Origin of the sequence: Streptococcus sp. 210928-DFI.4.42 (genome assembly GCF_020554365.1) — a bacterium.
GTDB classification, from domain to species: Bacteria; Bacillota; Bacilli; order Lactobacillales; family Streptococcaceae; genus Streptococcus; species Streptococcus parasanguinis_S.
The window spans coordinates 1-21,109 of sequence record NZ_JAJCHF010000024.1; the positions used below are offsets into that span (position 1 = coordinate 1).

At 42.1% G+C, this 21,109-nt stretch carries 20 protein-coding genes; 16 read left to right on the plus strand and 4 right to left on the minus strand.

What is annotated here, in order from left to right:
- Positions 1-93: 93 nt before the first annotated feature.
- Together LIZ08_RS08595 and LIZ08_RS08600 are read right to left on the minus strand one after the other, a co-directional pair.
- Positions 94-480 (minus strand): bleomycin resistance protein, encoded by a 387-nt coding sequence (locus LIZ08_RS08595; RefSeq protein WP_227038675.1) that lies wholly within the window; start codon positions 478-480, stop codon positions 94-96.
- A gap of 11 nt (positions 481-491) precedes the next feature.
- Entirely contained in the window at positions 492-1,319 is an 828-nt protein-coding gene (locus LIZ08_RS08600; RefSeq protein ID WP_227038676.1) for an exodeoxyribonuclease III, read from the minus strand.
- 135 nt (positions 1,320-1,454) lie between these two features.
- On the opposite strand from LIZ08_RS08600, the gene LIZ08_RS08605 reads away from it, so the two are divergent.
- From LIZ08_RS08605 to LIZ08_RS08675, 15 genes are all read left to right on the plus strand, one after another.
- Entirely contained in the window at positions 1,455-1,907 is a 453-nt protein-coding gene (locus tag LIZ08_RS08605; RefSeq protein ID WP_227038677.1) for a DUF3290 family protein, read from the plus strand.
- Positions 1,904-2,536: a DUF421 domain-containing protein gene (locus LIZ08_RS08610; protein ID WP_195189683.1), complete on the plus strand. Its 633-nt coding sequence runs from the start codon at positions 1,904-1,906 to the stop codon at positions 2,534-2,536. The genes LIZ08_RS08605 and LIZ08_RS08610 overlap by 4 nt, the downstream gene beginning before the upstream one ends.
- Positions 2,537-2,957: 421 nt before the next feature.
- Entirely contained in the window at positions 2,958-5,009 is a 2,052-nt protein-coding gene (pbp2b, locus tag LIZ08_RS08615; protein ID WP_227038678.1) for a penicillin-binding protein PBP2B, read from the plus strand.
- 10 nt (positions 5,010-5,019) lie between these two features.
- The gene (recR, locus tag LIZ08_RS08620; protein ID WP_003006276.1) at positions 5,020-5,616 is read left to right on the plus strand and encodes a recombination mediator RecR; all 597 of its coding nucleotides are present in this window, start codon (positions 5,020-5,022) and stop codon (positions 5,614-5,616) included.
- Between the two features lie 76 nt (positions 5,617-5,692).
- On the plus strand, positions 5,693-6,739 hold the full coding sequence (locus tag LIZ08_RS08625) for a D-alanine--D-alanine ligase (RefSeq protein ID WP_227038679.1): 1,047 nt from the start codon (positions 5,693-5,695) through the stop codon (positions 6,737-6,739).
- Positions 6,740-7,013: 274 nt separating this feature from the next.
- Entirely contained in the window at positions 7,014-8,381 is a 1,368-nt protein-coding gene (locus LIZ08_RS08630; protein ID WP_227038680.1) for a UDP-N-acetylmuramoyl-tripeptide--D-alanyl-D-alanine ligase, read from the plus strand.
- 56 nt (positions 8,382-8,437) lie between these two features.
- Complete coding sequence (locus LIZ08_RS08635) at positions 8,438-9,133, plus strand: TIGR02206 family membrane protein (RefSeq protein ID WP_021152856.1); 696 nt, start codon at positions 8,438-8,440, stop codon at positions 9,131-9,133.
- Positions 9,134-9,161: 28 nt separating this feature from the next.
- A complete protein-coding gene (locus LIZ08_RS08640; protein WP_125826224.1) occupies positions 9,162-9,848 on the plus strand; it encodes a TIGR02206 family membrane protein in 687 nt (228 codons plus the stop codon).
- Positions 9,849-9,861: 13 nt separating this feature from the next.
- Positions 9,862-10,542, plus strand: a complete 681-nt coding sequence (locus LIZ08_RS08645) for a TIGR02206 family membrane protein (RefSeq protein WP_049483660.1) — start codon at positions 9,862-9,864, stop codon at positions 10,540-10,542.
- A 57-nt stretch (positions 10,543-10,599) separates the two neighbouring features.
- Positions 10,600-12,525 carry a DUF2207 domain-containing protein gene (locus tag LIZ08_RS08650; protein WP_227038681.1) on the plus strand — a complete coding sequence of 642 codons (1,926 nt, stop codon included), beginning with the start codon at positions 10,600-10,602 and terminating at the stop codon, positions 12,523-12,525.
- 185 nt (positions 12,526-12,710) lie between these two features.
- The gene (locus tag LIZ08_RS08655) at positions 12,711-14,258 is read left to right on the plus strand and encodes a peptide chain release factor 3 (protein WP_070450462.1); all 1,548 of its coding nucleotides are present in this window, start codon (positions 12,711-12,713) and stop codon (positions 14,256-14,258) included.
- 77 nt (positions 14,259-14,335) lie between these two features.
- On the plus strand, positions 14,336-14,716 hold the full coding sequence (locus LIZ08_RS08660) for a PH domain-containing protein (RefSeq protein WP_004219989.1): 381 nt from the start codon (positions 14,336-14,338) through the stop codon (positions 14,714-14,716).
- A 41-nt stretch (positions 14,717-14,757) separates the two neighbouring features.
- Positions 14,758-15,666: a magnesium transporter CorA family protein gene (locus LIZ08_RS08665; RefSeq protein ID WP_003006305.1), complete on the plus strand. Its 909-nt coding sequence runs from the start codon at positions 14,758-14,760 to the stop codon at positions 15,664-15,666.
- Between the two features lie 788 nt (positions 15,667-16,454).
- Positions 16,455-18,026: a DEAD/DEAH box helicase gene (locus tag LIZ08_RS08670; RefSeq protein ID WP_049486402.1), complete on the plus strand. Its 1,572-nt coding sequence runs from the start codon at positions 16,455-16,457 to the stop codon at positions 18,024-18,026.
- A 352-nt stretch (positions 18,027-18,378) separates the two neighbouring features.
- On the plus strand, positions 18,379-19,272 hold the full coding sequence (locus LIZ08_RS08675) for an aldose 1-epimerase family protein (protein ID WP_195422901.1): 894 nt from the start codon (positions 18,379-18,381) through the stop codon (positions 19,270-19,272).
- A 16-nt stretch (positions 19,273-19,288) separates the two neighbouring features.
- Here the strand turns inward: LIZ08_RS08675 and LIZ08_RS08680 are convergent, their stop codons facing one another.
- A complete protein-coding gene (locus LIZ08_RS08680; protein WP_004219743.1) occupies positions 19,289-19,552 on the minus strand; it encodes a GIY-YIG nuclease family protein in 264 nt (87 codons plus the stop codon).
- Positions 19,542-20,288: a tRNA1(Val) (adenine(37)-N6)-methyltransferase gene (locus tag LIZ08_RS08685; protein ID WP_201087844.1), complete on the minus strand. Its 747-nt coding sequence runs from the start codon at positions 20,286-20,288 to the stop codon at positions 19,542-19,544. The genes LIZ08_RS08680 and LIZ08_RS08685 overlap by 11 nt, the downstream gene beginning before the upstream one ends.
- Before the next feature lie 137 nt (positions 20,289-20,425).
- On the opposite strand from LIZ08_RS08685, the gene LIZ08_RS08690 reads away from it, so the two are divergent.
- Entirely contained in the window at positions 20,426-20,956 is a 531-nt protein-coding gene (locus LIZ08_RS08690) for a DUF4352 domain-containing protein (RefSeq protein WP_049506640.1), read from the plus strand.
- Positions 20,957-21,109 lie beyond the last annotated feature (153 nt).

Consider the following 21,109-nt stretch of genomic DNA (forward strand, 5'->3'; position numbering starts at 1 on the left):
TGCTCGACAATCCAAAAATAATTGAGAGGCTAGGACTTTTGTCCCAGCCTCTTTCTTTTTTTGTTTATTTTTCTACTCTAGTGATCTATTTTCTTATTCACTAAATCTTAAAAAATAGCCATCTGGATCTAGAACTGCAAATTCATGGGGATAGATATATTGTTCACCAACACGAAATTTTCTTTTGGTCAAAGGACGATGAATAGGATAGTTAGACTCGATTACTTTTTGATAGAGTCTAGGGACATCTTTTATGCCGAAGAAGATATTAACTCCACGACCAAAGGGGTAGGTCAGTTCAGCTAGTTCCTCCTTACTCCCCTCCTCTATCATTAGCTGGCACTCTTCAAGAGAAAGAAAGAGGAAGTTCTCTTCTGGTCGCCCGTATTCGATGGTAAAACCCAGTAAATCACAGTAGAAGGAACGGGACTGCTCTAAATTCGATACAATAAACTCAGGAATCACTGCATTGAAATTCATAAAGACCATCCTTACAAATCAATTTCTAATACAATTGGTGTATGATCTTGACGAGCGCCTGAGTCAATCATATCTGATTTAGTGACCTTGTCAGCAATGCGGTTTGAGGTTAACCAATAGTCGATTCTCCAGCCCGTATTGTTGATTTTTGAGGTTTTACTTCGTTGTGCCCACCAAGTATAGCGCTCAGGAACATCACCATGTAGGTGACGAAAGGTATCTGTAAATCCTTTGGCCAAAAGATTTGTAAATCCTTCACGTTCTTCGTCTGTGAATCCTGGTGAACGGCGGTTGCTGGCTGGGTTGGCAAGGTCAATTTCCTTGTGGGCAACGTTGTAGTCCCCAGTTGCAAGGACGGTTTTTTCTTTGTCTAATTCAGCCAAATATTCAGCATACTTAACGTCCCAAATTTGACGTTCTTCCAAACGTTTGAGTCCATCACCAGCGTTAGGTGTGTAGACCTGAGTCACGAAAAATTCATCAAATTCCAAAGTAATGATCCGACCTTCCAAGTCCATGGTCGAAGGAGCTCCGATTTCTGGGAAAGTCACAACTGGTGTGAGCTCTTTTTTATAGAGGAACATGGTTCCAGCGTAGCCTTTACGAGCCGGTTCTTGAGAAGAGCGCCAGGTGTTTTCGTAGCCAGGGAAGAGCTCCTCAAGGATTTCGAGGTGTTTTTTAGTAGGACCTTTGGCGGATAACTTGGTTTCTTGAATGGCAATGATATCCGCATCCTCAGCAACCAAGGTTTGAAGGACTTCTTGAGAGAGTTTGGCGCGTGCTGAGTCGCTAGTCAATGCAGCGTTTAGCGAGTCGATATTCCATGAAATGAGTTTCATTGTGTTTCCTTTTCTTGACATAATTGATAGTTTTATTATAACAAAATTTTAATGATTTCCTGATCACAATGCCTTGAAAATTCTTATAAAATCCGTTATAATAGCTTGAATTCATTTGGAGAAAGGGAGTTGTTTATGAAATTTTACTCTTATGACTATGTATTGAGTCAGATCAGCCAGCAAAACTGGGTGACCATTGGGATATCTGGCTTGCTCATTCTTCTGACTGGTTTTTTTGTGGCGAAAGCCTATCGGAATAAGCACGATAGCAAATTCCGCGAATTGTCTATTATCTCCATTTTAACTCTGGTGGTAGTGGTCTTGATCAGTATCAGCAATTTTCAATATAGCCAAAGTAATAATGACCAGTTCCAACGCTCACTCCATTTTATTGAGGTCATCTCAAAGGAGTTGGATGTCAAAAAAGAAGATGTCTATGTCAATACTTCAGCAGCCACAAATGGGGCGATCCTGAAGGTTGGAGAGGTTTATTACCGAGCTATCGCAGGCTCTGACCCGGATCGCTATCTATTAGAAAAGATGGATCTATATAAAACAGACGTAGAACTTGTGGAGGTGAACAAATGACAGTAAATTTTATAACCATTTTGATTAAATTAGCTCTTGGCTTGATTTCCTTGGTATTTGTGATCAATGTGACCGGGAAAGGAAACTTAGCACCAAGTTCTGCAGTAGACCAGATACAGAACTATGTTCTGGGGGGAATTATTGGTGGGGTGATTTACAATAGCTCCATTACCATTCTTCAATACATAGTGATTCTCTTGATGTGGACTATTTTGATCTTGCTCTTAAAATGGCTCAATACCAATGTCCGTTTTATGAAGCACTTGATCGATGGCAAACCAACTGTCATTATCAAAAATGGGAAGCTTGATCCGGAAGCTTGTCGATCCAAGGGACTTTCTGCTTCAGACGTTGCCTTGAAATTGCGTTCACAAGGAATTTTCCAATTAAAGGGAGTGAAACGAGCTGTCATTGAACAAAACGGTCAAATTATCGTTGTCCGTGCGGGGGATGAAAATCCTAAATACCCAATCATTACGGATGGTGTGGTTCAGCTTGAAATTTTGGAAACAATTGGGAAAAGTGAAGAGTGGTTGCTAGCTGAATTGGAAAAAGAAGGCTATGACAACGTTTTGGATATTTTCATTGCTGAGTATGACAAAGGAAAAATCAATGTTGTGACCTACTAAAAGAAGAGATTGGGCGACCATGTCCAATCTCAAATTGAAGACAAAATAGTCTTAAAAACTTTCCTTAGGTGAGTACGGACGTCAGCGAACTTCTACGAAGTTCCATGACTTAGTTTTGAACCTAAAGTTTCAAAACTCCCGAGTTCCTGAAACAATTGTGTTTCAGGAACTTTTCTCACGGCGGAAAGTTTCGACATATGCTTGAATAAGCTTAAAAATTAAAAATCAATATTTTTTCAACCACCTCACATAAGGTTGTACATGTAAAAAAGTTTGTGTTAATTTCAAGATTGGGCGAGCAGGTCCAATCTTTTTTCTTCATAAAATTCCAGGAAAGGTCCCTTCCTTTTCTTGAGATACTCTTGGAAAAATAGTAAAATGGAAGGTAAGTGTTGATTAGAAAAGAAGGACAGAACATTTCATGAAGAAGAAAATACGGAAGTTTGAGAATCATTCGATTACACGCAGACTCTACCTGCTGTTTAGTTTGATTTGCCTTCTTTTTTTGGTGCTGATTGCCCGACTTGGCTATATGCAGATCACTCACCAAGCCTACTATACGGATAAATTGGCAAAAGCTACCAAAAAGACGGTCAAACAAGGGAGTGTGCGAGGGCAAATCTATGATGCTTCTGGTAAACCCTTGGTGGAAAATGTGGGCAAACAGGTCCTGACTTTTACGCGGGATCGTAAAATGACGGCCCAAGAAATGCGAGAGACAGCTGGGAAACTCTTACAGTATGTCGATGTAGAAAATCCTCAAGTAACCGAACGGCAAGAAGTGGATTACTATCTAGCCAATACCAAGGTCTACCAAGAGGTCGTGGAACACCTGCCTGAGAAAAAGAAATTTGATACCGATGGCAACCGCCTGCCGGAAGCCAAGATTTATCAAGCGGCAGTGGATAGTATCGACCCTTCAAAACTCGGCTATACAGATGATGAGAAAAAGATTATTTATCTCTATAGCCAGATGAATGCGGTGGAGAATTTTGCGACAGGGATCATTACGACGCAGGCACTAGGAGCTGAGCAGATTGCGACCATCGCAGCGGATAGTCAGGACCTTCCGGGAATTGCCATCACGACTAGCTGGGACCGCAAGGTTTTGGATACTCCTCTAGCCTCTATTATTGGAAATGTATCGACCGAGCAGACGGGACTTCCAGCAGAAGAGGTTGAGGATTATGTCAAAAAAGGCTATGCTCTCAATGACCGGGTTGGAACGTCTTATCTCGAAAAGGAATACGAAAACGTCCTTCAAGGCAAACGCAGTGAAAAAGAAATTCTCCTAGATAAAAATGGCAACATGGAGAAAGTGGTCGACGTTTCAAAAGGGGCCAAAGGAGAAAACCTCAAGCTCTCGATTGACTTGGATTTCCAAAAAGGGGTGGAAGATATTCTCCGCTCTGCCTTTAGCGCAGAGTTGCAAGCTGGAAATGCGACCTACTCCGAAGGTGTCTATGCTGTAGCCCTTGAGCCTGATACAGGGAAAGTCCTTGCCATGGCAGGGATCAAACACCAGGCTGGTAGTCAAGATTTATCAACCGATGCTTTGGGAACAGTCACCAATGTTTTCGTCCCAGGATCCGTGGTCAAAGGAGCGACCTTGACTTCTGGATGGGAAAATGGAGCCATTTCAGGGAACCAGGTTCTGACCGATCAGCCGATTGTTTTTGCAGGATCCGCTCCTATCAATTCTTGGTTTACCCAATACGGTAGTCGTTCCATCAATGCGGTGGAAGCATTGGAATACTCTTCCAATACCTATATGGTCCAAATTGCCCTTAAGATGATGGGGCAACCTTACACTCCAAATATGACCTTACAAGTGGATCAGGTTGAACCGGCTATGAAAAAACTGCGCTCTACTTTTGCAGAGTATGGTCTTGGGACATCAACGGGGATTGACCTTCCCAATGAATCGACCGGTTTTATTCCAAAAGACTACACAGTCGGTAATTATTTGACCAATGCCTTTGGTCAGTTTGACAACTATACGCCTATGCAATTGGCTCAGTATGCGGCAACCGTAGCGAATGATGGGAAGCGGGTGAGTCCTCATGTCGTCGAAGGCATCTATGACAATAATGATCAAGGGGGCCTTGGTCAGTTGAAAAAAGCGATCGAAACCAAGGAGCTCAATCAGGTCCATATCTCAGCGGAGGACATGGCTTTGATCAAGCAAGGGTTCTATCAGGTTGCGAATGGTACGAGTGGTTTGACGACAGGGAAAACTGTCGGTCAAGGTGCTAGTGTCTCCATTAGTGCCAAGACCGGTACAGCTGAAACCACAGTCGATGGAGGCAAACAAGCCATTAATACCAATGTGGTGGCTTATGCACCGTCAAACAATCCAAAGATTGCGGTAGCAGTGGTTTTTCCACATAATACCAATCTACAAGCGACGGTCAGTCATTCCATTACGCGTGACATTATTAACTTATACAATCAGAAACACCCCATGAATTAGAAAGGAAACTATGCTTTATCCAGCACCTATTGCAAAATTAATTGACAGCTATTCGAAGTTGCCAGGAATTGGGATCAAAACAGCGACTCGTCTGGCTTTTTACACCATTGGCATGTCAGATGATGATGTTAATGAATTTGCCAAGAACTTACTAAATGCCAAGCGTGAGCTAGGGTATTGCAGTATTTGTGGCAATTTAACCGATGAAGAAACCTGCGAGATTTGTCGAGATGAAACGCGGGATCCTTCCCTCATTCTTGTTGTAGAAGATAGCCGGGATGTCTCTGCTATGGAAAATATCCAGGAATACCACGGCCGCTACCATGTCTTGCATGGCTTGATCTCGCCCATGAATGGCGTAGGACCCGATGACATCAATCTCAAAACTTTGATTAGTCGCTTGATGGATGGAACAGTCACAGAGGTCATTGTTGCGACCAATGCGACGGCAGACGGAGAAGCGACATCTATGTATATCTCGCGCGTGCTCAAACCAGCAGGGATCAAAGTGACCCGTTTGGCACGAGGACTGGCAGTTGGAGCCGATATCGAGTATGCGGACGAAGTGACCTTGCTTCGCGCGATTGAAAATCGGACAGAATTATAAGAGAAGTTCTTTCGAAAGGGCTATCATTGTGGTATACTATCAAGTAAGAAATCAAGGGAACAATTAGGGAGAAACTATGAGTAAACAAGACTTAATCCTGTTATATGGTGGACGTAGTGCAGAACGTGAAGTATCTGTTCTTTCAGCAGAAAGCGTGATGCGCGCGATTGATTACCAAGCATTTTCGGTTCAGACCTATTTTATTACGCAGTCAGGAGACTTCATCCAGACGCAAGCTTTTGAAGAGAAACCAGCGGATGATGAGAAATTGATGACCAATGAGACAGTGGACTGGTCTAAAAAAGTCGCACCATCAGCGATTTACAAGGAAGGAGCAGTGGTCTTTCCAGTGCTTCATGGACCAATGGGTGAAGATGGTTCTATTCAAGGCTTCTTAGAAGTCTTGAAAATGCCTTATGTCGGCTGTGGCATCCTGGCTTCTAGTGTCGCAATGGACAAGATCACCACCAAGCGGGTTTTGGAATCTGCAGGGATTCCACAAGTTCCATATGTAGCTGTAGTGGAAGGCGATGACTTGGAAGAGAAAATTGCTACAATTGAAGCTAATCTCCCTTATCCTGTCTTTACCAAACCATCCAATATGGGCTCTAGTGTAGGGATTTCAAAATCTGAAAACCAAACAGAGCTTCGGGCTGCTCTCGAATTGGCCTTCAAATACGATAGCCGTGTCTTGGTAGAACAAGGAGTCAATGCGCGTGAGATCGAAGTTGGACTACTTGGAAACTATGATGTGAAGAGCACCTTGCCAGGTGAAGTTGTGAAAGATGTGGCCTTCTATGATTATGATGCCAAATACATCGACAACAAAATTACCATGGCGATTCCAGCTCAATTGGACCCTGAGGTTGTGAAAACCATGCGGACCAACGCAGAAAAAGCCTTTCGTGCGGTCGGCGGTCTGGGCTTGGCGCGTTGTGATTTCTTCTATACTGATAAAGGAGAGATCTTCTTAAACGAACTCAATACCATGCCTGGATTTACCCAATGGTCTATGTATCCTTTGCTTTGGGACAATATGGGACTCAACTATACAGATTTGATCACCAAGTTAGTAGAGCTTGGAAAAGAAGTCTTCCAAAAACACGAAGCGCATTTGTTGTAAGAAAAGAGAGAGTGGGACAGAAATCGGTAATTCGTTAGAATTCGATTTCGTGGTCCCACCTCCGCACAGTTGAGTAGGCCTGTAAAAGCTGATGAAATCAGCGTAGTAGAGCCCACTCAACCACTGCGTCTTGCTCGACAATCCAAAAATAATTGAGAGGCTAGGACTTCTGTCCCAGCCACTTTTTTTGTGGTCTAGAATATGGTATAATGAGAAGAATTTGATAGGAGCGTCCAAATCTTTGAGGACGTTACGGAGAACTGAGGAGTCGGATATGAATCTCACATTACATGAAGTTGCTCATCTAGTACGTGCAAAAAATGATATCAGCCAATTTGAAGATGTGGCCCTCGTCAAGCCGGAATTTGACAGTCGTTTGATTGGGCCTGGAGACCTGTTTGTTCCTTTAAAGGGAGCGCGTGATGGTCATGACTTTATTGAGACTGCTTTTGAAAATGGAGCCGTAGCCACTTTTTCAGAGAAAGTGATCGAAGGGCACCCTTATATTTTGGTGGAAGATGTGCTGAGCGCTTTTCAAACACTAGCTGCAGCCTATCTTCAAAAGACAAAAGTAGATGTTTTTGCAGTAACGGGGTCAAATGGTAAAACCACCACAAAAGATATGTTGGCACAGCTATTGTCCACCACCTACCTGACCTATAAAACACAAGGAAACTATAATAACGAAATTGGTCTTCCTTATACGGTTTTGCATATGCCAGAAGGGACGGACAAACTCGTCCTTGAAATGGGGCAAGACCATCTAGGAGATATCCATCTCTTGTCAGAACTGGCGCATCCAAAAGCTGCTATTGTCACCTTGATTGGAGAAGCCCATTTGGAATTCTTTAAAGATCGAAGTGAGATCGCAAAAGGAAAACTCCAGATTGCGGATGGCATGCCAGAAGGTGGCCTTCTGGTGGTTCCAGCTGATCCGATCGTCGATGCCTACCTTCCTGAAAAGCAAACAGTCGTCCGCTTTGGTCCAGACGAGGAGATTTTTATTACCGAGTTAATCGAGCGAAAGGATAGCTTAACCTTCCGAGCTAATTTCTTAGAAAAAGCGATCGATCTTCCAGTAACAGGAAAATACAATGCGACCAATGCCATGATTGCAGCTTATGTTGCCCTGCAAGAAGGAGTGAGTGAAGCTGCGATTCGTGATAGTTTTGAAACCCTGCAATTGACGCGCAACCGGACAGAATGGAAGAAGGCCAGTAACGGAGCGGATATCCTATCCGATGTCTACAATGCCAATCCAACGGCCATGCGCCTAATTTTAGAAACCTTCTCAACTATTCCTGCCAATCCAAATGGTCGAAAATTAGCCGTCCTTGCAGATATGAAAGAACTAGGGGAGCAATCTATTGATCTGCACAACAAAATGATTCTTAGCCTCTCGCCGGATGTTTTGGATACGGTTATTTTCTATGGCCAAGACATTGCGGGATTGGCTCAGTTAGCGAGTCAGATGTTCCCACTCGGACATGTCTATTATTTCAAGAAAACAGCTGAGGAAGACCAGTTTGAGGACATGGTCAAACAAGTCAAGGAAAACTTGAAAGAGCAAGACCAAATCCTTATCAAGGGAAGCAATTCCATGAATCTAGCCAAATTGGTAGAGGAATTAGAAAAAGCCTAGCAAATGTGAAGGAAGTTATACAAAAATAGGCTACTATAAACTAAAGGAATAGAAAAATGACATTTTGGGATTTATTGATTACGAACCAAAAATCAGCCCCGCCTGAGTTTGGGCTCTGGTATTTCATTCTGCCAGCTTCTTTGTTGGTGGTTGGCTACTTTTCCATCAAATATGCACAGTCTAAAAGCTACCAACGCTTTTGGTATTGGGCACAATTGATTCAAGTTTTGACCATCAATGCTTGGTATATTCTCGCCCACATGCCTTTGACAGATAATTTACCCTTTTATCATTGTCGCTTGGCTATGCTTGCGATCCTCTTTGCTCCTAGAGGGACCTATATCAAGCAATATTTTGCCTTGTTGGGTGTTCTAGGATCCATTGCGGCTTTGGTTTATCCGGCCTTTGACCCCTTCCCATTCCCCCATATTACTGTACTCAACCTGATTTTTAGTCACTGGGCCTTGTTTGCCAATAGTTTGATTTACCTACAGGATTTTTATCAGTCGGAAAAACAGGATACCTTACGGATTGTTAAGATCACCTTTGGTATGAATGCAGTCATCTTTTTGGTCAATCTTTTGACCAGAGGAGATTATGGCTTCTTACGACGTCCACCAATCATTGGAGACCACGGTGCTCTCTTGAACTACCTCTTGGTCAGCATCGTGATGGTGGCTGGTATTTGCTTGGTCAACCAGCGCTACAAATACAAGATGGTTGAAGAGACTGTCGTTTCGCGTTCGGAATAGAAAAAAGAGTAGATGAGGGAAAGAAATCATGACACTTTGGGACTTATTTTTTACCAGTCAACCAACGACCCCTCCTCAATTGGGGGCCTGGTATTTCTTATTGCCGACTTCATTGGTGGTAGTGGGAGTTCTGTCCGTTCGATTTGCTCACTCCAAAAGCTACCAAACCTTTTGGTATTGGGGACAGTTGATCCAGTTGCTCATCATCAACTCTTGGTATTTAGCAGCTCGCTTGCCTTTTTCAGAGAGTCTTCCCTTCTATCATAGCCGGATGGCCATGTGGATTATCCTTTTGGCCCCCAAGGGAAGCTTCAAGCAATATTTTGCCCTCGTGGGAGTCTTTGGCTCCATTATGGCCTTGGTTCATCCTGTTTTTTATCCCTACCCTTTTCCTCACGTTTCCTCGATCAACAATGTCTTTGGTCACTGGGCCCTCTTGGCCAACTGCCTAATCTATCTGGTTCAATCCTACCAGGTGGAAGAAAGGGCTGTTTGGAAGATCTGTCAGATGACGTTTGGGGTCAATGCCATTATTCAGCTCGCGAATCTCGCAACAGGTGGAAACTACGGCTTTATGCGTCGTCCTCCTGTCATAGGTGACCATGGCCTTGTGCTCAACTATTTGATCGTGACAGTCCTAATGACGGGGACACTGATCCTCATCAATACGATCGTTCAGTACAGTAAGAAAAGAAGAATACCTGAATCTGTTTAAATAAGGAGACTTTATGCATCATTTTTTCACTACAGAATCAACAACACCACCAGCAATCTCAGCACTTTGGTATAGTGTGATGGTCTTGTTAATTGTGACAGCGATCGTGATGTCACTTCGCTATTATCAGAATGAGCAATTTCGCAAATGCTTTCAATACTTACAAGGCTTCCAGTTAATTTGCTTGTATCTTTGGTATTTTGCCTACCACATTCCTTGGTCCAACAGTTTACCATTTTATCATTGCCGCTTGGCCATGTTTGCGGTCTTGTTTTTGCCAGACAGATGGAAAAGCAAACAGTTCTTTGCCTTGATGGGAGTGAGTGGAGCCATCTTTGCTTTGGGCTATCCAGTCTTTGACCCCTACACTTTCCCTCATATTACGAGCTTTTCTTTCCTCCTCGGACATTACTGTCTCCTGATCAATTCCTTGATTTATCTCTTGAGATGGTATGATCGAAACCTCTTAAAAAATAGTCAGATTGTTCTCTATACCTTTGTTTTAGATTTATTCCTGGTTGGAGTCAATCAATTGACGGGAGGTAATTATGGTTTGATGGCCCGCCCTCCGATTATGAGAGGGGATAAAGTGTGGCTCAACTACTTGGTTGTATCTAGTATTTTAGCCCTTGCTTTATTACTCTTTAATCAGATCTTCAGTCGCAGAAGTGAGCGGGTGAAAGTGAGAAAATAACCAGTATAAAGGTTGGGCATCTCTGTCTCAACCCTGTTTTATATCAAAGGAGAATATATGAAGCGTTTCTTGCTAATGATCTCCCTCGTTTGGAGTTTGTTTTGTACAATAACGACAGCACATGCGGATGAAGAAGTTCGCTATTCGATTGAATCCTATGTAGGACACCTCCAATTGCAGGAAGATAGCCAAGCAACATTTACACAAGAGATTACCTATCAGTTTCAGACAGGCTATCATGGTCAATATGTGACTCTAGGAAGCGCAGATCCTCTTCCAAAAGGGTTTAAAATTCATCGTCATCCTGAGGTGGAAGCCTATGTGGATGGGGAAAAACGTGAGATTCGTGTAGAGGAGACAGACCTGGAAGATGGTCGGCAATTAAAAATATACAATGCCCGTATCGTCGGAGGGACGGTCAAGATCAAAGTAAAATGGAAGATTGATCATCTCTTGACTTTCTACAAGGATATTGCAGAACTGAATTGGTTTCCTATTTCAGATGGAGATGAGAAAGTCGCGAAATTAGATTTTTATGTGGATGGCTTGGATGCCAAGCAGGGAAAACTGTATGCCCATACTGGTTACTTTAATCCACCAGCCCAAGTCGAACGGACTGAAACTGGTTATCATATTTGGACAAAGGATTTTCCAAAAAATGGAAAGCTCGAACTGCATGCCTATTGGCCAATGACAGAAGCCCTGCGTCGAGACCAAGCAAATGAGATTAACAAGGGAAATGGAAAAGAGAAATTTCTCAAAAAAGAGAAATCCATTGAACAAAAAACGTTCCTCTATCGGACACTACTACTTAAGGTTGTACCAATTGTATCGATTCTTTTATTTATCCTCGCTTTCATTCCATGGATCCGGTATTTTATCAGTACCAGAACTCGTCGGATTGCAAAAGGAGTACGATTATACGAACCACCACAGAATTTACCTCCTCTTGTCCTAGCTAAGGCACTGTATCAACTTGATTTTGAACGGATGGTGATATCTAGAGAGAAAGGACCATTAAAATTCAATCATCTCATCCAAGCAACTATATTGGATCTCATTGATCGAGGAAATCTTCGTTTGACTAGGAATGAAAATGGGGAAACCTTGACCTGTCTCCATTATGAAGGCTTGGCTGATTTTGAATTGAAGTTTATTGAAATGATCTTTGATCAAGAATCTGAAATCAATATCAGTGAAGTATTTTCAAGGTATAAAATCGACAAAGCAGCCTTAAAAAAAGATTTTCGAGCTGCTAAATCAGACACACAACGAGACCGTATTCGAAAAGTCGGAAGTGCCGTTCAATCGCTTTTAAAAAAGGATGCCCAGCAATTGTCAAAAGGGGTAGAAAAGGAAATTGCAAAATTAGGATTGCCTTCTTATTTTAGAGACTTATCTGAGAAAGAAGAAGCTTTTTCTAAAACAGGCTGTGCCTTACATTTTTGGCTCTTACTGATCTTATTTGTGAGCATGTGTTTCTTATCTCTTGGATTCGGTTCACACCTATCTTCATTCTATTTTTGGATTATTTTACTTTTGGTTTTGTTATTCATTCCATTTTATATTGTTGTGAAAATCCGTGAAGATCATCTACAATCCTTAGAGAACTTGGATTCACAATTCCAATGGATGGCCTTTCGAAATATGATCGAAAGTATTCCAAATTTCAACCAAGCAGAACTTGAGAGTGTCATCCTATGGAATCGCATCTTAGTCTATGCAACCATGTATGGCCAAGCAAAAAAAGTGAGCCAGGTACTCCAAAATCATCAGATTCCCTTACCATATGAAGACTGGGACACTGTTCTTTGGCTAACAACCTCCCCAAATACCTTCCTAGACGGCTCTACCTTGATGAACTATGCAGATGATTCCTATAGTGTTTCAAGCTTCTCTATTAACTCTTCAGATGGCAGTGGCGGCTTTGACGGCGGTGGCTTCTCTGATGGTGGCGGTGGCGGAGGATTTGGTGCCTTTTGATAGCCGTGAAAAGAAGACTAGAATCTACGGATTTTAGTCTTTCTTTTTGCTCTCAAAGAAGAATCATCGTTGAAAAAAGTGCCTATTTTCGCTATAATAGGACAGATAGAGAAATTGAGGAGAGATCCGATGTAGAGATGAATTTGTAAATTTATCAAAAAATAAGAAGAGAAAGAATTAGGAACATGAACGTACAAGAAGAAATTAAAAAACGCCGTACTTTTGCCATCATCTCCCACCCGGATGCTGGTAAAACGACGATTACTGAGCAGTTGCTCTACTTTGGTGGGGAGATTCGGGAAGCCGGTACCGTAAAAGGAAAGAAAACAGGAAACTTCGCTAAATCCGACTGGATGGACATTGAGAAACAACGTGGGATTTCGGTAACCTCATCTGTCATGCAGTTTGACTACGATGGCAAGCGCGTTAATATCCTAGATACCCCAGGGCACGAGGACTTCTCAGAAGATACTTACCGGACCTTGATGGCGGTGGATGCCGCGGTTATGGTTGTAGACTCTGCCAAGGGTATCGAGGCTCAAACCAAGAAACTGTTTGAGGTTGTGAAACACCGTGGCATTCCAGTCTTTACCTTTATGAACAAGCTGGACCGTGACGGTCGTGAGCCACTGGATCTCTTACAAGAATTGGAAGAAGTCTTGGGAATCGCCAGTTACCCAATGAACTGGCCGATCGGAATGGGAAAAGCCTTTGAGGGACTTTACGATCTTTATAACCAACGTTTGGAACTCTACAAAGGGGATGAACGCTTTGCGAGTCTAGAAGATGGAGACAAGCTCTTTGCTAACAACCCATTCTATGAGCAAGTAAAAGATGATATCGAACTCTTGCAAGAAGCTGGAAATGACTTTTCAGAAGAAGCGATTTTAGCTGGTGAATTAACTCCTGTCTTCTTTGGTTCAGCTTTGACTAACTTTGGGGTGCAGACTTTCTTGGAAACCTTCCTCAAGTTTGCTCCAGAGCCACACGGCCACAAGAAGACAGATGGGGAACTTGTCGATCCTTATGATAAGGATTTCTCAGGATTTGTCTTTAAGATTCAGGCCAACATGGATCCTCGTCACCGCGACCGGATCGCCTTTGTGCGGATCGTATCTGGCGAATTTGAGCGTGGGATGAGCGTCAACCTGCCTCGTACTGGTAAGGGCGCTAAGTTATCTAACGTGACTCAATTTATGGCCGAAAGCCGTGAAAATGTCAGCAATGCTGTAGCAGGAGACATCATTGGGGTTTACGATACCGGTACTTATCAGGTTGGAGATACTTTGACAGTGGGCAAAAACAAGTTTGAATTTGAACCACTGCCAACCTTTACGCCTGAAATCTTCATGAAAGTGTCAGCTAAGAACGTTATGAAGCAAAAATCCTTCCACAAAGGGATTGAGCAATTGGTGCAAGAAGGAGCTATTCAGCTCTACACCAACTACCAAACAGGTGAATACATGTTAGGTGCTGTTGGTCAACTTCAGTTTGAAGTCTTTAAGCACCGGATGGAAAATGAATACAATGCCGAAGTGGTCATGAGCCCAATGGGTAAAAAGACCGTTCGCTGGATCAAACCAGAAGACTTAGATGAGCGCATGTCTTCAAGCCGAAACATCTTGGCGAAGGACCGCTTTGACCAACCAGTCTTCCTCTTTGAAAATGACTTTGCCCTCCGTTGGTTTGCAGATAAGTATCCAGACGTTGAGCTGGAAGAAAAGATGGGGTAAGGAACGATTCAAAACCGATCCATAACAATAGAATAAGAAAACGGATAAGGTCCGTTTTCGCTTTTAAAGGAGAAATGATGGGATTATTAAGTGGTTTGATGGGCAATGCCTCTCAAAAAAATGTCGATAAAGTAGAAAGAGATCTGGAAGATATCTTGGTGCCGGGAGAGCAAGTGACACTTGCTTTTAGCTTGATTCGTGATTTAATCGTCTTTACAGAGTTTCGTTTGATCTTGGTGGATAAGCAAGGAGTAACAGGAAAGAAAACGTCCTATAAGTCCTTACCTTATCGCTCTATCTCTCGTTTTTCAGTGGAAACTTCTGGTCATTTTGATTTGGATGCCGAATTAAAAATCTGGGTCTCTTCTGCAGTCGAGCCTTCAGAAGTTTTACAATTCAAGAGTGACAGCAGCGTCATTGAAATCCAGCAAGCATTAGCCAGTGCAGTTTTTAAATAAAAATATCATTTTGATAGAGAACAGTTGAGAAAGGAGACGGAATGTTTATCGAAAAACAATTGGGTCAAGATCGGAAATGGATCAATATCGACTCGGATATGATTGCTGAAAACTCATATCTTTATAAAAAATACGAGATTGACAAAGAAACCATTGAGTACGCGATGGATAAGAACGAACGTGCCCATATGGATTATAATCGAGAAAACGGTACGATCACATTTATCTACAATGTATTGGATTTAGAAAAGGACAAGGAATACTACGAAACCATCCCTATGACCTTTATCGTTCAAGATACGCGACTCGTGACCATCAGTAACCAGGACAATGCCTATATCATTGAACAAATGGTTCGCTATTTGGAAAGCCATGGGGAGTTGTCGATCTATAAGTTGCTTTTTGCAGGTCTTGAAATGATCAGTAATGCTTATTATCCGATTATTGATCGCTTAGATAAGCACAAGGATGAACTCAATCGTTTGCTTCGAAAGACAACGACGACCAAGAATCTTTATGCCCTGTCTGACCTTGAGACCGGTATGGTGTATCTGGTCGCAGCAGCCAAGCAGAATCGGATGTTGCTAGAACATATTAAAGCGCATGCCATTTATCGCAGGATGAATGATGTTGAAAAAGAGCAGTTTGATGATGCCATGATCGAAGCGCGTCAGTTGGCTTCGATGACTGAGTTGATTTCCAATGTCTTGCAACAGTTGTCAGGATCTTACAACAATATCCTAAACAACAACTTGAATGACAACTTGACAACCCTAACCATCTTTGAAGCCTTGTTGGCGGTTTTAGCCGTTATCACCGGTTTCTTTGGAATGAATATCCCTCTTCCGATGACAAAGGATCCCAATGCTTGGATTTATGTATCCGTATGTAGCTTTATATTATGGCTCATTTTGGGAAAGGTTATGCGGTGGATTGTGAAACAAAGATAAAAAAGAGGCTTGGAGAAATCCGAGCCTCTTCGTATCTAGAATAATCTGAGAAATAGGAACCATCTAGACACCTGCCCTCCTCTCCAAAGAAGGGGCAGTGTGAATAGTTCATTGACTGTACAAAATCTTCTTGGAAATAGTAGGAGTAGATTTAATAGTACTGAGTGGTTCTAAATAAATCAGAACTTAGAATAAATCGTTGAATCAGATAAAATGATCCTATTTCTTTATACAGAAATATTTTAGATACTAACTGTATTATACATATTTATTTGTAAAAACGCAAGAACTACCAAAAAAAGTTTTTCCGAAGTTTTTATACTCCTATTTAAAGGGATTCTTGAACGGTGTCAGAAGAAAGTCAGCTAAATCTAGGGGAAACTGCCCTCTTGACTATTTTCAAGTTTTTAAAAATTTTTCCTAAAAAATAAAATTATTCTCCTTTGACTATCATTTGGTCGTCCATTGTGTTATACTAGATAAGTTGCAAACTTGTATGAGAGAAATGCTGGTGAGATGGAACAATTAGAAAAGGAATGTTGGTCAATCTCCCACAAGGAGGATCTTGGTGTCTTTTCGTTTGGAAAACGACTTTAATCAACCAAATCCGCTAGTGCGAAAACATTTTTCGCAGAAGGGAATTCCATAAAAAAACGATTGGGTTTTCCTTTAGATGAGTCTTGCGACAGGTAACCGGGAAGGAGACTTCCTATGCAATCAGTGCGTTTTCGCATTGAAAAGAAGTGTGATAAAGTGGCTTCGCACCACTTTTTAGAAAGAAGAAAGAATTGAAATTCAATGAATTTAACTTATCTGCTGAATTATTAGCAGAAATCGAAAAAGCTGGCTTTGTAGAAGCGAGCCCGATCCAGGAACAAACCATTCCGTTGGCTCTTGAAGGAAAAGATGTCATCGGTCAAGCGCAAACAGGGACTGGTAAAACAGCCGCTTTCGGTCTTCCAACGTTGGAGAAGATTGATGTCGATAACACAGTGATCCAAGCCCTTGTCATTGCCCCAACGCGTGAGTTGGCGGTTCAAAGTCAGGAAGAATTGTTCCGCTTTGGACGCAGTAAGGGTGTCAAGGTTCGCTCTGTCTATGGTGGATCAAGCATTGAAAAGCAAATCAAAGCCTTGAAGTCAGGTGCTCACATCGTTGTGGGAACACCTGGCCGTTTGCTAGATTTGATCAAGCGCAAGGCCTTGAAACTCGATCATATTGAAACCTTGATCCTGGATGAAGCAGATGAAATGCTCAACATGGGCTTCTTGGAAGATATCGAAGCCATCATTAGCCGTGTCCCAGAAACACGCCAAACCTTGCTCTTTTCAGCAACGATGCCAGAAGCCATCAAACGCATCGGTGTTCAGTTTATGAAAGAGCCAGAACACGTTAAGATTGCGGCTAAAGAATTGACAACCGATTTGGTCGATCAATACTATATTCGTGTCAAAGAGGGCGAAAAATTTGATACCATGACTCGTCTCATGGACGTGGAGCAACCAGAGCTTGCTATCGTCTTTGGTCGGACAAAACGTCGGGTCGATGAATTGACTCGTGGCTTGAAGATTCGTGGCTTCCGAGCAGAAGGGATTCACGGTGATTTGGATCAAAACAAACGTCTCCGAGTGCTTCGTGACTTTAAAAATGGGAACTTGGACGTCTTGGTAGCAACAGACGTTGCGGCACGTGGCTTGGATATTTCAGGTGTTACCCATGTCTACAACTACGATATTCCACAAGATCCAGAAAGCTATGTTCACCGGATCGGACGGACAGGTCGTGCTGGGAAAACAGGGCAATCCATTACCTTTGTTTCGCCAAATGAAATGGGCTATTTGCAAATCATTGAGAACTTGACTAAAAAGCGGATGAAGGGAATGAAACCTGCAACAGCAGAAGAAGCCTTCCAAGCGAAAAAACAAGTAGCGCTGAAGAAAATTGAGCGAGACTTTGAAGATGAAAAAATCCGGACCAACTTTGAGAAGTTTGGCAAGGATGCTCGCAAATTGGCTGCAGAATTCACTCCTGAAGAATTGGCTATGTATATTTTGAGCTTGACCGTTCAAGATCCAGACAGCCTTCCAGAAGTTGAAATTGCGCGTGAAAAACCATTGCCATTTAAACCATCCGGTGGTGGCTTTGGTGGAAAAGGCAAAGGTGGCCGTGGAAATGGCCGTCGTGGAGACCAACGTCGTGACCGCAATCGCAGAGATGACCGTGAAGGTGGACGCCGTGATTTCAAACGCAAGTCCAATAAAAATAGCCGAGACTTTGAAGGCAAAGGCAACAAACGTCCTCATCGTACTTCCAATGAAAAGAAAAATGGATTTGTTATCCGCAACAAAGGGGATAAATAAGCCCTAAGAACGGTCTAGCAATAGGCCGTTTTTTTAATGAAAATCAAAAATACAAGGGTTAACCAGCTGTTAACCCTTGTATATTTATAAGGAGACCTAAATGATAACTGACTCTTTTAGAAAAATGCATCATGATAAGGAGCATCCTAAAAAAGTCAGAAAACAGAAAGAACGGATTCCTAAAACGGAATGTTTCTGTTAACATATTAAGTTTACAATTATTTCTGAGCTTTGTCAAGGTTTTTTTCTTATATTTTTAAAAATTTTTAACTAAAAAGATAAAAATTGACAATCTCTTCTAAAAGGTTATAATGAATATAATAACTATACTAATTAAAAAGAGGTGTCGCCCATGGTGATTGCATTAAAAAATGATGATCTAGAAGTACAATTTAAGACATTTGGTGGGGAATTGAGCTCCATTCGAAGTAAGGAAGGCATAGAATATCTCTGGCAGGGAGATCCAGAGTATTGGTCAGGACAAGCGCCGGTTCTGTTTCCGATTTGCGGGAGTGTTCGTAATGGCCAAGTGCAGTATCATCTAAAAGATGGAGTGAAGACAGGCCAGCTTCCAAGACACGGCCTCATTCGCAAGAGAGAGTTTGAACTCAAAGAACAAACAGACCATCGTCTTGTCTTTGAAATCACCTCTAACGACGAGAGCTTACAAAATTATCCCTACCATTTTCGAGTGGAAATCGATTATGAATTGAAAGGGAAAGAGATCACCATCACCTATCGCGTGCAAAATTTAGAGTCAGATCAAGTCATGCCTTATTTCATTGGAGGGCATCCAGCCTTTCGTTGTCCCCTTTTAACAGATGAAGACTATGAAGACTACGAGTTGATTTTTGAAAAAGAAGAAAGTTGTAGCGTTCCTCTCTTGTTCACAGAAACCGGTTTGGTTGATCGCCTGCAGCGGACGCCATTTTTAGACCATAGTCGTAGGCTACCTTTGCGCCATGAACTGTTTGAAAAAGACGCCATTATTTTAGATCAATTAGCCTCTAAATCTGTGCAGCTCCTCTCGAAAAAATCTGGTAAAGGTTTGGAATTTGCCTTTGCAGATTTTGAGAATCTCGTCCTTTGGTCTACCAATAACAAGGGGCCTTTCATTGCCTTAGAGCCTTGGACGGGTATTTCCACATCTGCAGAAGAGGGCGATTTCTTCGAAGATAAAAAAGGTGTGATCCAGTTGGCTCCTCAAGAAACACGGAGTCACCAGTACCGTATCACCATTTTGTAAATGAAAAACCGTTGGACTATGGAGTCCGACGGTTCTTTTTGATATAGTTTAGCTTAGCTTGGCGTGATTTCTTTTTAAAGAGAGCCTCGGCAGACATAGCAGAGGGTTTATCTGGATAGGATTCTTGGTAGAGAAGTTTAACGGGGAGGCGAGCCCGTGTGTATTTGGCACCTTTTCCAGCATTGTGCGTCTTTAGGCGTTTTTCGACATCTGTGGTGTAGCCAGTGTAGAGGGAGCCATCCGCACACTCTAGGACATACATGTAAGCCTTAGTTTCCATAGTAAATCTCATGAATCTCGTCTGTATAGCTGCCGTCTTCATTGTGAATAAAGAGGGGCGGCAGAATTTTTAAACCGTCCAGTGAGCCATCCTTGATCGCCTCAATCAACAACATATTCGCCTCTTTGGTCACTTTGGGATAGACAAACTGGATCCGCTTAGGTGCAAGATTGTAACGCTTCATGGTTTCGATGATATCCAAGAAGCGATCTGGACGATGGACCATCGCTAGTCGACCATTTGATTTGAGAACCCGCTGGGCCACATGGCAAATCTCATCTAAATTGGTGGTAATTTCATGCCGAGCTAAGAGGTAGTGTTCACTCTCATTGAGATTGGAATGCTCATCCACCTTGAAATAAGGAGGATTGCAGAGGATAATATCCACCTTACTGCCCTTGATATGTTGAGGCAAATGCTTGAGGTCATCAGTGATCATGGACATTTGATGGTCCAAGGCATTGAGTGTAATTGAACGGGTAGCCATATCTGCTAAACGTTCCTGAATTTCGACACCAATGATCTGGGCCTCTGTTCGGGTACTTGCAAAAAGTCCCACGGCCCCATTTCCAGCGCAGAGATCCACGATCAATCCTCGCTTGGGCAATTTTGGAAAACGTGAGAGCAGGACGCTATCTACGGAGTAACTAAAAACTTCCCGATTTTGTATGATTTTTACATCACTTGAAAAGAGTTGGTTGACGCGCTCGCCGTCTTTTAATTCGATATCTGTCATGGCTCTATTATAGCATGAAAAGAGGCTCGGGGAAAGATGATAATTTTTAATATATTAAAATAATATTTTTTGTAAAAACGCTTTCTTTTCTTATTTAAATATGTTACTATATATTAAAAAAGTGGGAGGTTTTGTAAATGAACAAAACGAAAAAATGGTTAGGTTTAGGTTTATCCGTACTTTCAGTTAGTGTACTCGTAGCTTGTGGAAGCTCAAATTCTCAGTCAAATAATTCTTCAAAAGAAACTAAGACAGAGAAAATCGCAACAACTGAAAAAAGTAGTGAGAAAAAATCAGCATATGCTATTGGTGATAAAATTGTCTTTGATAAACAAGCTGAGTATACAATTACAAAAGTTGAATGGTCTGATGAACGCAATGATTTTGACCAATCAAATCCTGATAAAGTGTTGAAAGTAACTTATAATGTTAAAAATCTTTCCGATAAGGATTTAGCTGTAGGTGTTGATATCAATCTTTTTGTAGGCGGAAATAAAATGGAATCTTATCCTAATACGAATACAATGGGGTCCATTTCGCCAGGTCGATCAATGGAAGGTGCGGTACAACATTTTGGTGTAAAAGGGGATGGCAAATTAGAACTTGAAATAAAACCATTTACTGCATTTAATGAAAAACCTGCGATTGTTGCTTTTGATGCACCGTAAAAAAAGAGGCTTGGACAAAAGTCCTAGCCTCTCAATTGTCTTTGGATTTTCGAGAAAGACGCAGTGGTTGAGTGGGCTCTACTACGCTGATTTCATCAGCTTTTACAGCCCTACTCAACTGTGCGGAGGTGGGGCGACGAAATCGAATTCTAA

Coding starts and splice junctions, on each gene's coding strand:
- LIZ08_RS08595 (WP_227038675.1), bottom strand. CDS start 480: ATGAATTTCAATGCAGTGATTCCTGAGTTTATTGTATCGAATTTAGAG.
- LIZ08_RS08600 (WP_227038676.1), bottom strand. CDS start 1,319: ATGAAACTCATTTCATGGAATATCGACTCGCTAAACGCTGCATTGACT.
- LIZ08_RS08605 (WP_227038677.1), top strand. CDS start 1,455: ATGAAATTTTACTCTTATGACTATGTATTGAGTCAGATCAGCCAGCAA.
- LIZ08_RS08610 (WP_195189683.1), top strand. CDS start 1,904: ATGACAGTAAATTTTATAACCATTTTGATTAAATTAGCTCTTGGCTTG.
- pbp2b (WP_227038678.1), top strand. CDS start 2,958: ATGAAGAAGAAAATACGGAAGTTTGAGAATCATTCGATTACACGCAGA.
- recR (WP_003006276.1), top strand. CDS start 5,020: ATGCTTTATCCAGCACCTATTGCAAAATTAATTGACAGCTATTCGAAG.
- LIZ08_RS08625 (WP_227038679.1), top strand. CDS start 5,693: ATGAGTAAACAAGACTTAATCCTGTTATATGGTGGACGTAGTGCAGAA.
- LIZ08_RS08630 (WP_227038680.1), top strand. CDS start 7,014: ATGAATCTCACATTACATGAAGTTGCTCATCTAGTACGTGCAAAAAAT.
- LIZ08_RS08635 (WP_021152856.1), top strand. CDS start 8,438: ATGACATTTTGGGATTTATTGATTACGAACCAAAAATCAGCCCCGCCT.
- LIZ08_RS08640 (WP_125826224.1), top strand. CDS start 9,162: ATGACACTTTGGGACTTATTTTTTACCAGTCAACCAACGACCCCTCCT.
- LIZ08_RS08645 (WP_049483660.1), top strand. CDS start 9,862: ATGCATCATTTTTTCACTACAGAATCAACAACACCACCAGCAATCTCA.
- LIZ08_RS08650 (WP_227038681.1), top strand. CDS start 10,600: ATGAAGCGTTTCTTGCTAATGATCTCCCTCGTTTGGAGTTTGTTTTGT.
- LIZ08_RS08655 (WP_070450462.1), top strand. CDS start 12,711: ATGAACGTACAAGAAGAAATTAAAAAACGCCGTACTTTTGCCATCATC.
- LIZ08_RS08660 (WP_004219989.1), top strand. CDS start 14,336: ATGGGATTATTAAGTGGTTTGATGGGCAATGCCTCTCAAAAAAATGTC.
- LIZ08_RS08665 (WP_003006305.1), top strand. CDS start 14,758: ATGTTTATCGAAAAACAATTGGGTCAAGATCGGAAATGGATCAATATC.
- LIZ08_RS08675 (WP_195422901.1), top strand. CDS start 18,379: ATGGTGATTGCATTAAAAAATGATGATCTAGAAGTACAATTTAAGACA.
- LIZ08_RS08680 (WP_004219743.1), bottom strand. CDS start 19,552: ATGGAAACTAAGGCTTACATGTATGTCCTAGAGTGTGCGGATGGCTCC.
- LIZ08_RS08685 (WP_201087844.1), bottom strand. CDS start 20,288: ATGACAGATATCGAATTAAAAGACGGCGAGCGCGTCAACCAACTCTTT.
- LIZ08_RS08690 (WP_049506640.1), top strand. CDS start 20,426: ATGAACAAAACGAAAAAATGGTTAGGTTTAGGTTTATCCGTACTTTCA.